Raw genomic sequence first — 13,627 nt, 5'->3', positions numbered from 1 at the left:
CAGGCCGGGCGGCAGGCGCGTCGCCCGGCGCTTGCTCAGCCAATAACGATATCGTCTTCGATATAGAGCTGCACCAGCGAGCCGTCGGCGGCCGTGCTGGTGTAGTGCTCGTAGCTGATGCCGTCCGCCAGCAGGGCCGTCGATTGCGTCCAGCTGCCGTTTAGCGTCACCGTATCGCCTTCCGCGCCCCTGACGTAGAGCGTGTTATTGTCGTCGGTGATATTGAACAGGCTTTCCGCGCTGACGGTCAGGCTGTCGTTAACGCTGTCGTCCAGCATATCTACGGCTTCGATATTGCTGACTCGGGCGGAGATAGCGCTCAGATCCAGCGAGCCGCTGCCGTGCCAGGCCAGGGTATCACTGCCGTCCGCGCCGTTTATCGAGGTGAAGTCGGTATCGTAAAGCTGGAATATATCGCTGCCGCCGGAGCCGCTAAAGGTGAGCGCGCCGCCCGCGCTGCCGTCCACCGTCACCCCTAAGCTGACGCTCAGCGACGCGCTGCTGCCGTCCGATAAGGTGTAGGTGAAGGTATCGGTATGGCCGCTTTGCGCGGCCGCCTCATCCGGCACGTAGCGGTAGTGGCCCGCGCCGTCGATAGCCAGCGTACCCCAGTAGCCTTGCAGACTCGCGGCCTCGCCGTCGACCACGGCGGTTTCGCCATTCTGGCTGACGGAGACGAGCGTCAGATCCTGCATTTCTTCGGCGCTCAACGAGCCTTCAATCCCGGCGGTTACTTCGTTAAAGGTTATGCCTTCCTGTACGTAAAGCTTAATAGCCGTGCCATTGAGCGTGGCGCTGGTGTAAAGCGTATAAACGATGTTATTCAGCGTTTCCACGCCGCTGACCAGCCACTCGCCCGCCAGAGAAAGCGAATCCTCGCTGCCGCCGCGTACGTAAAGCGCGTTGCCGTCGCCGGTGACGCTGGCGATATCATCAACGTTCAGCGTCAGCACCGCCGCCGCACCGTTATCCTGAAGATCTATCGCCTCGATATTGCTGACCTTACCGGCAAGATCGCTCAGCCGCAGCTCGCCCTCGCCGCGCCAGACCAGCGTATCGTGACCGGCCTTGCCGTCCAGCACGGTCAGCTGCGTGTCGTAAATCGCAAAGCTGTCGTCGCCGACCGTGCCCGCGAAGGTCAGCGCGCCGCCGCCCAGGCCATCCACCGCCACGCCCGGCGTCACCGTCAGCGTTTGCGTGGTGCCGTCGCTCAGCAGATACGTAAAGGCATCTTCGCTGCTGGCAAGCGGGATCGTCGAGCCGCTGGCCAGCGTATAGGTGTAGCTGCCGTCGCTGTGAATGGTCAGCGAGCCATATTCGCCAACGATCGTCGTACCCGCCGCCGCTACCAGCGTGTAGCTGGCCGCGCCGGTGACGATGCCTGCCGCAATAGATTTCACTATCAGGCCGTTATCGCTGGTAAAGACGGATCCGGCGCTGCTGGCATCGGCGGTAACCTGATAGTCGGTGGTGCTGACGATATTGACCGCCACCTCGATCGCCTGTTCGTCATAAACCGTGAGCAACAGCAGGCTGGTGTGGCCGCTCTGCGTGGTGTCGATGGTCAGACGATAAGTGCCGACCGGCTGGTCAGAAAGCGTCACGTTCAGCGCGCTGCTGCTGGTCAGCGCCTGTGAGCCGCCGGTGACGGTTTCCCAGGCGAAGGTCTGCCCGTTGTAGCGCTGCAATGACCACGTGGCCGACACGCTGTTATCGGCATCGATCGAGGCGCCGGAGACGCTGAAGCCGATCGCCTGTTGGTCGCTACTGCTGGCGATGACGAAGCTGTCGCTGATAAAACTGTTGCTTTCCTCCTCCACGGTAACCGTCTGCGCCACGCTGTCGCTGAGCAGTGTCACCTGGCCGGTGACGTCGGCGGCATTGTTTTCCGCTGCGGTTTCCGTGGCGCTGAAGGCTATTTCGCTGTCGACCAGCAGGGTAACGCTTTGCCCGTCGGCCGCGGTGCTGACGTAGCGGTCGTAGCTGGCGTTGTTAAGCACCTCGCTGCCGATCCACTGCCAGCTGCCGCCCAGCGTCAGCGTATCGCCAGCCTCGCCTTTCACATAAAGCGTGTTGTCGTCATCGGTAATATCCGCCACGTTTTGCGCGGAAATCAGCAAATTGCCCGCGTCGGCGGCCAGCTCGATCTCTTCAATATTGCTGACTTTGTCCGCGATCTCACTGACCGTCAGCGTGCTGGCGCGCCAGACCAGCGTATCCAGCCCGGCGCCGCCATCGATACTGGCGAAGTCGCTGCCGTCAACGTTAAAAAGATCGTTGCCGTCCGTGCCCGTAATCGCTTCTGCGGCGACCACGTCATATTCACTGCCTGACGAGCTGTCCTGGTAGCTCGCCGCCGAAAGCGCAACCGACTGCTGCACGTTGAGATCGACAGCGACGCCCGCCCCGGTCGTGCCTGTGTAATGCGTGTACAAAATGCTGTTTATCACCGTGGTGCCGCTGTTGATCCAGCTTCCCACCAGCGTAACGGTGTCGCCCGCTGCGCCGGTAACGGTGAGCGTATTCACGTCGTTGGTGATATCGACCACGTCCTGAGCAGTGACCACCACGCTGCCGCTGCTTTCTGCCGCGAGCGCCAGGGTTTCGATATTGCTGACTCTGGCGGCGACATCGCTCAGCACCAGTTCGGCCTTGCCGTACCAGGCCAGGGTATCGCTGCCGTCCGCGCCGTCCATCTGCGCAAAATCCGTATCGTAAACCGCGAAAACGTCATTCGCCTCCGTGCCCTGGAATACCAGCGCGCCGCCATTGCTGCCGTCAACCTCCACGCCCAGGTTGACGGTAAGCGTGGCCGTAACCACCTTGCCGTTCACCCCTTGCAGCGCGTAGGTAAAGATATCCTGAGAGCCTGACGGCAGCGTGGTGGCATCCGGCGTATAGAGATAGGTGCCGTCGCTATAGAGCAGCAGCGTGCCATATTCGCCGACCAGGGTGATGCCGCTTTCGGTTACGGCAACGTAGCTGCTGTCGACGTCGGTATCGGCACTGCCGTCGCCCGCTTTGGCGTAAAGCCGGGTATAAATGGAGCTGAGCTTGTCGATGGCGCCGTCGATGCCCTCGTCGGTCAGCAGGTTGCCTGAAGCGGCCTGGCTGGCGGTGATCTCATAGTCCGTGGTGCTGGTTACGGAGACAGCCATATCCAGTATCACGTCGTTGTCCGCGCCCGTGGTGACGATGGCGAGGCGCCAGGTACCGGCCTCCTCAACCAGCGTCGATATATCCAGCGTCAGCAGCACCTCGCCGTTGTGATCGCCCGCCGGCACCACAAGATTATCGGTCGTTACCGTTGTCCAGCTGCCGTCGCTGCCCAGCTGCTGAAGTTCATAAGCGATGTTTTTCTCGGTGGCAAAATCGTTGCCGAACAGCCCCTGCTCGGTTTTCAGCGTCAGCGTGCCGGACACCCGATCGTCGGCGGAGACCAGCGTAAAGGCGCTGGTATAGTTCACCGTGCCGCCCGTTGTCAGCACCACATCCGTATCGCTGGCTTCGGTGGTGCGCCAGCTTACGGCTACGCTGGCGTCGGCAGCATTGGCGGAAGCAATATCCGTGACGGCGTCGGCGCCGGGATCGGTAGCATCCCAGCTGAGCGTCAGCGCATCGTTGGTGCTGCCGATCTGGATATAGAGCTGCGCTGAAGACGTCTTGCCGGTGGCGGAATCGGTCAGGGTATAGGTAAAGACTTCGACCTTGCCGATACTGTTCATCGAGACGGCAGGGATATATTCATAGCTGCCGTCGCCGCCGATCATCAGCATGCCGTACTGGCCGACCAGCGTGGTTTTGGTGATGGCGCCCAGCGTCACTTTAGTCACGTTGCCATCGCTATTGGTAACGCTGACGGAAGAAACCAGGGTCGAGGCGCCGTGCGGGATTGTGTCCGGGCCGTAGATCCCGTCCGCATCGCTCATTACGTTGCCTGCCGCCGTGGTGTAATTGGTGGTGGTGGCCTCTTCGGCCAGGGTATAAACCGTCTCCCGCGCTTCGAGATCGAAGCTGGCGCCGATGTTAATGCCCGCCGTGGTATAAACCAGCTGATAGGTTCCGGCGGTCAGACCGGACAGCGTCAGCGTGGCAGTATTGGCTCCTGAACCAAACAGGCCGAACAGATTGCTGCTGCCTCCCTGCGAAACATCTACCCATTCGCCGGTGGCAGAGTGGTACTTTTGCAGGATCAGCGTGGAGTTGCTGGCAACGTTCAGGAAGGCGGACGAGGTAGCCGTTACGTTAAGATCGATAAAGGTGCCGTCCGCCACCACGATCGCATCGCTGACGATGGTGTTATTAATCGCAATCAGGCCGCTGTCGCTGATCAAGGTGCCCAGATCGTCCTCTACGCTGACCGGATAGGTAAAGCCGACTGCGGCCTCCGCGCTGATATTGTCCATTGCCGTCAGGATAACGGCCTGCACATCCAGGTTGAGCGTGGCGGACGGCGCGCTGCTGTTGCCCGCCCCATCCGTCACCGTAAACGTCAGCTCGTGGCTGCCATCGTATAATCCGTCTTCATCGGTAAACTGCCAGCTGCCGTCTTCGGCTACGGTGGCCTCTCCCACTTTTTCACCTTTGTCGTAAAGCGTGACGGTTGCGCCCGGCTCCGCGCTGCCGCTGAAGGTGGCTTTGCTGTCGGTCAGCGTCTCTGTGCGGTCTACGACGATACCGGCTTCATCCGTAATCACGATGGAGGCGGGATCGATGCCTTCCGGCGCGATGGTGTCGACGGTGTAGTCAATCGCCGCTGACGCGCCGCTGGTATTGCCCGCCTCGTCCACCGCTTCAAACGAGAAGCTGTGTTCGCCCTCCGCCAGCGGCTCGTCCGGCGTGTACGACCAGCTGCCGTCTTCGTTTACCGTGGTTTCGCCGAGCGCCACATCACCGTCGCTGACCACCACGGTCGCACCCGGCTCCGCGCCGTCGCCGCTGAAGGTCGGCGTGGTGGCGGATGTGGCGCCGGGCGGAACGATGGCGTTGCCGTCGGGATCGGTGATAACAACGGCCGAGGCGTCCGGCACGTCCGGCGCGGTGGTATCAACGGTGTAATCAATGGAGTCTGAAGGGCCGCTGCTGTTGCCTGCTTCATCCACCACTGCAAAGGAGATATCGTGATCGCCCTCCGCCAGCGGCTCGTCCGGCGTGTACGACCAGCTGCCGTCTTCCTCCACAACCGTCTCGCCAATGATCTCGTCGCCATCGCTGACCACCACGGTCGCACCCGGCTCCGCGCCGTCGCCGCTGAAGGTCGGCGTGGTGGCGGATGTGGCGCCGGACGGATCGATGGCGGTGCCGTCGGGATCGGTGATAACAACGGCTGAGGCGTCCGGCACGTCCGGCGCGGTGGTATCAACGGTATAGTCGACAGAGTCAGAAGGGCCGCTGCCGTTGCCCGCCTCGTCGATTATTTCGAAGGAAATATCGTGATCGCCCTCCGCCAGCGGCTCGTCCGGCGTGTACGACCAGCTGCCGTCTTCGTTTACCGTGGTTTCACCGAGCGCCACATCACCGTCGCTGATGATGACGGTCGCGCCCGGCTCCGCGCCGTCGCCGCTGAAGGTTGGCGTAGTGGCGGATGTGGCGCCGGACGGATCGATGGCGGTGCCGTCGGGATCGGTGATAACAACGGCTGAGGCGTCCGGCATGTCCGGCGCGGTGGTATCAACGGTGTAGTCGACAGAGTCAGACGGCCCGCTGCCGTTGCCCGCCTCGTCGATTATTTCGAAGGAGATATCGTGATCGCCCTCCGCCAGCGGCTCGTCCGGCGTGAACGACCAGCTGCCGTCCTCCGCCACGGTCGCTTCGCCGATGGCCGTTTCACCGTCGCTGACCACCACCGTGCTGCCCGGCTCCGCGCCGCCGCCGCTGAAGGTCGGCGTGGTGGCGCTGGTGGCGCCAGACGGATCGATGGCGGTGCCGTCGGGATCGGTGATAACAACAGCTGAGGCGTCCGGCACATCCGGCGCGGTGGTATCAACGGTGTAATCAATGGAGTCTGAAGGGCCGCTGCCGTTGCCCGCCTCGTCGATTATTTCGAAGGAGATATCGTGGTCGCCCTCCTCCAGCGGCTCGTCCGGCGTGTACGACCAGCTGCCGTCTTCGTTTACCGTGGTTTCGCCAACGACCTCGCCACCGTCGCTGACCACCACGGTCGCGCCCGGCTCCGCGCCGTCGCCGCTGAAGGTCGGCGTAGGATCAGAGGACGCGCTGCCCGGATCGATGGCGTTGCCCGCTTCATCCGTAATCACTACGCCGGCAGTATCCACCCCTTCCGGCGCAGTGACATCAATCACCAAATCAACACTGTTGCTACTGCTGACGCCGTTTATATCGGGGCCAATAACCGTGATAGTGTGGGCACCTTCCGGTAATGCTTCCGGCGTAAACGTCCAGCTGCCGTTTGCCTCGACTACCGTTTCGCCCAGCAGCGCATCACCGTTAGCGATCGTCACCGTGCCGCCCGGCTGATAATTGCTGCCGCTGAACATCGGCGTGCTGTCGCGGGTCGCCTCGCCGCTGTTGATAATGTTGCCGCTGTCATCAGCAATCACTACGACAGGCACTATGCCTTCAGGCGCGGGGATATCCTCGTCCAGAATATTTTCTGGATCGATTACGCCATCTTCGCCACCGTTTTCGGTTTCGGTATTGCTCTGAGCGTCCACCACTACGTCCACGCTGTCGCTGACGCCGTTGCCGTTTATATCTGTGCCATCCACAACGATAGTGTGACCGCCATCCGCCAGCGCCTCGTTCGGCGTAAAGCTCCAGCGCCCGTTTTCATCCACGGTGGTTTCGCCAATGACGGCTCCTCCATCGCTGATTACTACGGTGGATCCCGGCGCCATGCCTTCTCCGCTTAACGTAAGCGTGCTGTCGCTGATGGTATCGCCGCTGTTGAGGATATTGCCGCTGGCGTCGGTTAAAACTATGGATGGGCTGACCGTGGACGCGGCGTTATCGTCGGATGAAGAGCCGCCGCCGCTGGAATGATTCGAGACGCCGATGCCGATCAGCAGCGCGGCTGCGCCAATCCCCCCTCCCGCAGCCAGCATGACGCTATTGTCCCCCACGGTCAGAAGTTCAGCGGAAGTATCGGTGAGCTCATACACGGCAGAAGCCGGATCATAGTCAAAGGCATACACGACGCCGTCCGGATCGGAGGCGGTCACGGCTGGCGGCACGTCAGGTGCGTAATTATCCAGCAATACCTCATAATTTTCGCCGGTGGCTTCGTCTGCCCATGTCAGCCTGAGGCCGCTATTGCTTTTGGTGGCTTTGATTTGCGCGGGAAGGTTACCATCATTACTGTGCACTTCAAAGGTAGAGGCGTTTGCAGGCGGCGTCAGAGAAAGAGGCTGTTGTGGAATTAAGTCGTGTCTGGCAATAACTTTACCGCTGACATCTTTGATGATTAATTGTAGGTTCATTTTTTCACCGATAATATATTTAAAATATATGAATAGCTTTCAGAAAATCACTACCCCGGTTTGAAAAAACAAATCATTACGGCCTGTTCAGAAACGGGCATCTTTTTATTGAAAGGATAAGCGCCAAAAAAATAGCTTAAAAAATTAAAGCAGAGTCAATAATATTCTGTCGTATTTACTCATTTTTTTATTATCACGACCGTGCATTAAACAGCGTCGGCTGCGCTTGTTTTTTTCTGGAAATAATAAGGCCTGATCATATCGCCTTTAAGGTAAACCCCTTTTCCGCCCGTCATCTGGCAAAAGGTAATAAAATCATGAGGTACATGCAGCGAAAGCAGACGAAACTGCAACAGCTGCATCACCTGCCACAGCCGTTGATTAGAAGATTGCAGTCCATGACGATCCCAAACGTGATAGAGAATATCTTTGAACAGTACGGCATTGTCGTTGGCGTTCTGTAACAGGAAAAGAAGCAGACGCAGCATGGTCTCCCGCAGCCGATATTCTTTGATAGCGCTGTGGTTTCTCTTATCGAAATTGGAAATTCTACGATGGCTCAGATCAAACTGGACGTATTGTCCAATGTAATAGCCTGCAATAATTCTCCCCAACGGTGCCTCCGATATAAGACGCTTACGGAAATCTTATTGCATTAATATTACATGTTTAAATTAATAATTTAAGCGCTTTGTTAAGAATGGTAAAGATAAACAGATACATCTATACAATAAAATAAAAGCAGCATAAAATCCTAATCAGTTTATTCACAAGCTGTTAATAATAACATCCGTATAACAACATCCCAGAATTCTCCCTGTCGTGACGTCGTTTTTTACTTAACGGATTATTTTAACTTCCTGACAAATTCAGAATTTAATTCTGATAAAAACAATCAGGAACGAACCTGAGTTATTTTTATATAAATTAAATCAAAGGGTTACCTATAAAATTGGGTTTATCCTGGTGCGTAAAGATTTTGCTGTCTGTAGGTCAATAAACAACAATAAGGAGGATAAATACTGCTGTAAATCCTTGCTGACCGTCACGATTGTCCGGGCGTCAGCCTGTTGTCCAGCCAGTGTGTCGGGCGCGGAACCGGTATGACAGGTTCCCTCCCCCTACATCCATTTAAAATCGTATTAATTATTAATAACTTATATTCTTTTTAAAGCGGGTATTGCTTTGCAAAGACTTCGGCGAACCAGTCTATAAATACCCGGACTTTAGGTGAAAGGTAACGCCGATCGGGGTACAGAATGGATACGGGTTTAGTGACGGTGGCGTAATCGGTCAGGACTTCCGTCAATCTGCCGGCCTGGATATGCGGCTCTCATGGCGGCTTTCTCCTCCTTTATCAGACAAACCGGTAGCGCTTTGTTTTTAGAAGATAAACATTAATGAGCACCGCTCATATTGTCGTTTTTCGATAAGCCATTATCAGTCGCGGTTATTTCAGTAAGATAGGAAGACCTTTCCTTCAGATAATCATTTATGACTCCTTCTCAGGCTGGCGCGCTGATGGCGACTCGCAAAACCTCCGGCTTTCTTTTTGTCGCTATTCTTAGCGCATTAATGGCCTTTACCTCGTTATCCACCGATATCTATCTGCCCGCCATGCCCATAATGGCAAAAGAATTACAGGGCAATGTGGAATTAACCATTACCGGTTTTTTGATTGGCTTTTGCCTGGCCCAGCTGATTTGGGGGCCGTTGAGCGACCATTTTGGCCGTCGGCTACCGCTGTTTATCGGCATGGCGCTGTTTATTATCGGCTCGGCGGGCTGCGCGCTTTCCACGACCCTGACGCAGATTGTTTTCTGGCGCGTATTTCAGGCTTTGGGTGCCTGTACCGGCCCGATGCTGGCGCGCGCGATGATCCGCGATCTGTACAGCCGTACCCGCGCAGCACAGATGCTCTCTACGCTGATGGTTATTATGGCGATTGCGCCGATTATCGGCCCGCTGCTGGGCGGACAAATGATTAAGGTCGCCTCCTGGCATGCTATTTTCTGGCTGCTGGCCGTGATTGGCGTGCTAATGCTGATACTGTTAGCCTGGCTGCCGGAAACGCTGCCCGCAGAGAAACGCGTCAGGGCGTCTTTAACCAGCGCCTTTCATAACTATGCTCTGCTGCTGAAAAACAGCCAGTTTATGCGCTATACGCTCTGCGTAACCTTCTATTACGTGGCCGCCTACGCGTTTATTACCGGCTCGCCTTTTGTCTACATTACTTATTTCGGCATCGACCCGCAGTATTACGGCTGGCTGTTTGCGCTGAATATTGTTGGCGTGATGAGCGTCAGCCTGGTTAACCGGCGCCTGGTGCATCGCTATCCGCTTGAAACCCTGCTGAAATTCGCCGTGGTCGTTGCGGCCGTCGCCACCCTGGTGCTGGCGCTGGCTGCAAAACTGGCTATCGGCGGTGCCGTACTGATTGCGCTGCCGATTTTTATTTTTTTCGCCATGAACGGCATTGTCGCCGCCACGTCGACGGCCGCCGCGCTGGATAGCGTGCCGCATATGGCCGGTTCCGCCTCGGCATTGGTTGGTTCGCTACAGTACAGCAGCGGCATCGTCTCTTCCCTGTTGCTGGCAGGGTTCAGTGACGGCACGCCCTGGACCATGGCCTGGATTATCGCGCTCTTTACGGTCGCCAGCGCGATGATAGCGCTGACCACGCGGCCGGGGAATTAGCCGGTCAGCTGCCGACAGGATAGGTCAGCACTCGCTACAAGCCTGCCGCCGCTGGCTTCAGTTATGAGCATGGCTAATAAGCTCTTGCGCATTATCCCCTCTAATCGAATAAATCTTTCTGCCGTATGCTTTTTGGACTCGTAAACAAAAGGCAACGTCATGCAAACAGTCACGCTAAACAACGGAATTGCCATGCCCCTGCTGGGCTTTGGCGTTTTTCAGATGACGGATGCGGCAGAATGCGAACGCGCGGTTATCGATGCTCTGGCAACCGGCTACCGCTTAATAGACACCGCCGCGTCTTATCAGAATGAAACCCAGGTCGGTAACGCGCTGAAGCAGAGCGGCATTGCGCGCGACGAGCTGTTTATCACCACTAAATTATGGTTACAGGACGCCAGCTACGAGGGGGCAAAAGCGCAGTTCGAGCGCTCGCTGAACCGCCTACAGCTGGACTATGTCGATCTCTACCTGATCCACCAGCCCTATGGCGACGTACACGGCGCGTGGCGCGCGATGGAAGAGCTGCATCAGTCTGGCAAAATCCGCGCGATTGGCGTCAGTAATTTCCAGCCGGATCGGCTGGCCGATCTGATGGCTTTCAACACTGTGCCGCCTGCCGTGAATCAGGTGGAGGTGAATCCGTTTAACCAACAGCTGCACGCGGCACCGTGGATGCAGAGCCGTGGCATCCAGCCGGAAGCCTGGGCGCCTTTTGCCGAAGGCAGGAACGGCCTGTTCCAGCATCCGGTTCTGAGCGCTATCGGTGAAAAACAGGGCAAAAGCGTGGGCCAGGTGGTTTTACGCTGGCTTTTCCAACGCGGCATCGTGTCGCTGGCGAAATCCGTCCGTAAAGAGCGGATGGCAGAAAACATCAATATTCTCGACTTTACGCTGACCGACGCGGAAATGATGCAAATCGCCGCGCTGGATACGGCCACCAGCGCCTTCTTCTCGCATCGCGATCCGGCCATGGTGGAGTGGCTCACTAAACGCAAACTCGACGTCTGATGCCGTTCGCTAATCAGGCTCTCTGTTCAATCGCAAGGGGTTCAACAATGCAAAAACGTATTCTTGGTCAATCCGGGCTGGAAGTGTCGGCGCTGGGACTGGGCTGTATGGGGTTAAGCTTCGGTTATGGCCCGGCAACCGGGACGAAACAGGCCGTGGAATTAATCCGCGCCGCCGTCGAGCGCGGCGTGACTTTTTTTGATACGGCCGAAGTCTACGGGCCTTATTTAAATGAAGAAGTGGTGGGAGAAGCGCTGAAGCCTTTCCGCGATCGCGTGGTCATTGCCACTAAGTTCGGTTTTACCTTTGGTGAAGACAATAAGCAGCAGATCTTAAACAGCCGCCCGGAGCATATTCGCGAGGCGGTTGAAGGATCGCTGCGCCGCCTGAAAACCGACGTGATCGATCTGCTTTATCAGCACCGCGTCGATCCTGAGGTGCCGATTGAAGATGTGGCGGGAACGGTGAAGGATCTGATTGCCGAAGGCAAAGTAAAACACTTTGGCCTGTCTGAAGCGGGCGCAAAAACCGTTCGTCGTGCACATGCGATCCAGCCGGTAGCCGCGCTGCAAAGTGAATATTCGATGTGGTGGCGCGAGCCGGAGCAGGAAATTCTACCGGTGCTGGAAGAGCTGGGCATCGGCTTTGTGCCCTTCAGCCCGTTAGGCAAAGGGTTCCTTACGGGCGCGATCAAAGCGGGCACCGCTTTCGGCGAAGATGACTTCCGCAGCAAGGTGCCGCGTTTTGCCGCCGAGGCGCTGGAAGCCAATGAAAAGCTGGTTACTTTACTGGCGCAGCTGGCCGCAGAGAAAAATGCCACTTCCGCGCAAATTGCTCTGGCCTGGCTCCTGGCGCAAAAACCGTGGATAGCACCGATTCCCGGCACCACTAAGCTACATCGTCTGGAGGAAAACCTGGCCTCGGTCGCGATCCAGCTCGATCAAAGCGATCTGCATAAAATCAATCAGGCGCTGGAGACGATAAAAATCGTCGGCGAACGTTATCCGGCTGCGCTACAGGCGCGCGTCGGGCGCTAACGGTCAAGGCTTGCGGGGCACCGTAAGCCTTTTCTTTTCGGCGATTTTCCTGCCCTGCGGGCTTCCCGCCGTTAAGGAGCAGGCTAAGCCATTCTCCGTTGATTAACGCAATCTTTCGCTCGCCAGTTTATAGGCCTGGCTGCGTTCTCGTTTACCTACTGCTACCACGGCAATAATGAGTACATTATCCAGCACCTGGTAAACAAGGCGAAAACCGGAGCCCCTGAGTTGAATTTTATAGCAGTCTGGCATTCCGGATAATTTTGCTGAAGGTATGTGTGGGTTTTCGCGCAGCTTTTTGAGCTTGTTTTTAAATTGCTCACGCACGCTGCTGTCCAGCCCATTCCATTCCTTCAGCGCCTCTTCCCTGATTTTTACCGTATAGCTCATGGCGGTCAGTCCAAATCCAGATCGAGTAAAGGTTGGCTTTCCCTTGCCTTAACCAGGGCGGCCAGTTCCCGATCGTCAATAATTTCAAGCATCTGTTCGTAAAGCTGCGCCGGAATACAATAGAACGCCGGCTGATTACGGTTAAGAATGGCTACCGGAAGGCCGGCACCGGCTTCTACCGTAGCCATAGGGTTCTTTTTCAGTTCGCTGACGCTTGCGCTTGTATCACTGAGAATAATGCTAGCCATATTACCTTCCTGAAAGACCTGTTAAGCAGTCTTATTGTAGAGCGGCTCAAGACCTGTTAACAAGTCTTTTTATCATTATGTTGCGCTGGCAGGAGGCAGTCTCAGGCAAACTTTTTTCGTTTTGCGTTGAGCCGACATACTGTTGTCCTTCCCACACGCGATCCTGTCCGTTTATGGTCTTCTGCGCGGCGTCATTCCTCGTCATTATTGACGTCTCAGCCCTACTCAACGGAGTCCCAAAATGACCGCTACCGTACTGTTAGTGATTGACGCGCAGGAATCTTTCTATCATCGTGGCTACCGCGAAACGTCAGAAACGCCCGCTTTTGAGCAAAAGCTCAGCGAGCTGATTGCCGGCTGCCAGGCCAGGGAAATCCCGGTGGTGGATGTGTTCCACGTCGAGGCGGACGGCCCGTTTTCGCTGGCGTCCGGCCTGGTGAAGCGCCTGCCTTTTTTGCAGCATCACGCCGTCGCTACCGTGCAGAAAACAGTGCATAACGCGCTGACCGATTCCGGGCTGGCAGACTGGCTGCGTCAACATCAGGTTAAACATTTAATTATCAGCGGCCTGCGTACCGAGCAGTGCTGCGAAACCACTGCCCGCGTCGCATCCGATTTGGGCTATAAAGTTACCTTCGTTACCGAGGCGACCCTGACTTTCCCGATTACGCATCAGGGCATTACGCTCAGCATCGCGGATCTGCGGCACCGCACCGAAAGCGTGCTGATCAACCGTTTTGCCGCTGTCGCTACCGTGGAAGAATGTTTGCTGGCGCTGGCGTAACGCGTCAGCTGCACTGGAGAA

At 56.9% G+C, this 13,627-nt stretch carries 8 protein-coding genes and 1 pseudogene; 4 read left to right on the top strand and 5 right to left on the bottom strand.

The window, feature by feature from the left end:
- Window positions 1-35: 35 nt before the first annotated feature.
- The 3 genes and pseudogenes from AB6T85_RS09305 to AB6T85_RS09295 form a co-directional block, all read right to left on the bottom strand.
- The gene (locus tag AB6T85_RS09305) at window positions 36-7,439 is read right to left on the bottom strand and encodes a BapA/Bap/LapF family large adhesin (RefSeq protein WP_369895370.1); all 7,404 of its coding nucleotides are present in this window, start codon (window positions 7,437-7,439) and stop codon (window positions 36-38) included.
- A gap of 206 nt (window positions 7,440-7,645) precedes the next feature.
- Window positions 7,646-7,927, bottom strand: a complete 282-nt coding sequence (locus AB6T85_RS09300) for a hypothetical protein (RefSeq protein ID WP_253456568.1) — start codon at window positions 7,925-7,927, stop codon at window positions 7,646-7,648.
- 680 nt (window positions 7,928-8,607) lie between these two features.
- A pseudogene (locus AB6T85_RS09295) lies at window positions 8,608-8,769 on the bottom strand (LysR family transcriptional regulator); the annotation flags it as partial.
- 164 nt (window positions 8,770-8,933) lie between these two features.
- Here AB6T85_RS09295 and AB6T85_RS09290 point away from each other — a divergent pair.
- From AB6T85_RS09290 to AB6T85_RS09280, 3 genes are all read left to right on the top strand, one after another.
- Complete coding sequence (locus AB6T85_RS09290; protein WP_369895368.1) at window positions 8,934-10,136, top strand: multidrug effflux MFS transporter; 1,203 nt, start codon at window positions 8,934-8,936, stop codon at window positions 10,134-10,136.
- Between the two features lie 159 nt (window positions 10,137-10,295).
- Window positions 10,296-11,147: an aldo/keto reductase gene (locus AB6T85_RS09285; RefSeq protein ID WP_301730592.1), complete on the top strand. Its 852-nt coding sequence runs from the start codon at window positions 10,296-10,298 to the stop codon at window positions 11,145-11,147.
- 47 nt (window positions 11,148-11,194) lie between these two features.
- Window positions 11,195-12,184 (top strand): aldo/keto reductase, encoded by a 990-nt coding sequence (locus tag AB6T85_RS09280; protein ID WP_253456583.1) that lies wholly within the window; start codon window positions 11,195-11,197, stop codon window positions 12,182-12,184.
- Window positions 12,185-12,286: 102 nt separating this feature from the next.
- Here the strand turns inward: AB6T85_RS09280 and AB6T85_RS09275 are convergent, their stop codons facing one another.
- Together AB6T85_RS09275 and AB6T85_RS09270 are read right to left on the bottom strand one after the other, a co-directional pair.
- Window positions 12,287-12,574, bottom strand: a complete 288-nt coding sequence (locus AB6T85_RS09275) for a type II toxin-antitoxin system RelE family toxin (RefSeq protein ID WP_369895367.1) — start codon at window positions 12,572-12,574, stop codon at window positions 12,287-12,289.
- A gap of 5 nt (window positions 12,575-12,579) precedes the next feature.
- Entirely contained in the window at window positions 12,580-12,822 is a 243-nt protein-coding gene (locus tag AB6T85_RS09270) for a type II toxin-antitoxin system Phd/YefM family antitoxin (protein ID WP_253456587.1), read from the bottom strand.
- A 241-nt stretch (window positions 12,823-13,063) separates the two neighbouring features.
- On the opposite strand from AB6T85_RS09270, the gene AB6T85_RS09265 reads away from it, so the two are divergent.
- Window positions 13,064-13,606: an isochorismatase family protein gene (locus AB6T85_RS09265; protein WP_253456588.1), complete on the top strand. Its 543-nt coding sequence runs from the start codon at window positions 13,064-13,066 to the stop codon at window positions 13,604-13,606.
- Window positions 13,607-13,627 lie beyond the last annotated feature (21 nt).

The organism is Erwinia aeris (assembly GCF_041224955.1).
Lineage (GTDB): Bacteria > Pseudomonadota > Gammaproteobacteria > Enterobacterales > Enterobacteriaceae > Erwinia > Erwinia aeris.
The sequence above is the reverse complement of the archived record's forward strand: the minus strand, read 5'-3'. Positions and strand labels throughout refer to the sequence as shown.

Bases quoted from the DNA above. Each gene is read 5' to 3' on its own strand.
- AB6T85_RS09275 (WP_369895367.1), bottom strand. From the start codon at position 12,574: ATGAGCTATACGGTAAAAATCAGGGAAGAGGCGCTGAAGGAATGGAAT.
- AB6T85_RS09290 (WP_369895368.1), top strand. From the start codon at position 8,934: ATGACTCCTTCTCAGGCTGGCGCGCTGATGGCGACTCGCAAAACCTCC.
- AB6T85_RS09265 (WP_253456588.1), top strand. From the start codon at position 13,064: ATGACCGCTACCGTACTGTTAGTGATTGACGCGCAGGAATCTTTCTAT.
- AB6T85_RS09270 (WP_253456587.1), bottom strand. From the start codon at position 12,822: ATGGCTAGCATTATTCTCAGTGATACAAGCGCAAGCGTCAGCGAACTG.
- AB6T85_RS09280 (WP_253456583.1), top strand. From the start codon at position 11,195: ATGCAAAAACGTATTCTTGGTCAATCCGGGCTGGAAGTGTCGGCGCTG.
- AB6T85_RS09300 (WP_253456568.1), bottom strand. From the start codon at position 7,927: ATGCTGCGTCTGCTTCTTTTCCTGTTACAGAACGCCAACGACAATGCC.
- AB6T85_RS09285 (WP_301730592.1), top strand. From the start codon at position 10,296: ATGCAAACAGTCACGCTAAACAACGGAATTGCCATGCCCCTGCTGGGC.
- AB6T85_RS09305 (WP_369895370.1), bottom strand. From the start codon at position 7,439: ATGAACCTACAATTAATCATCAAAGATGTCAGCGGTAAAGTTATTGCC.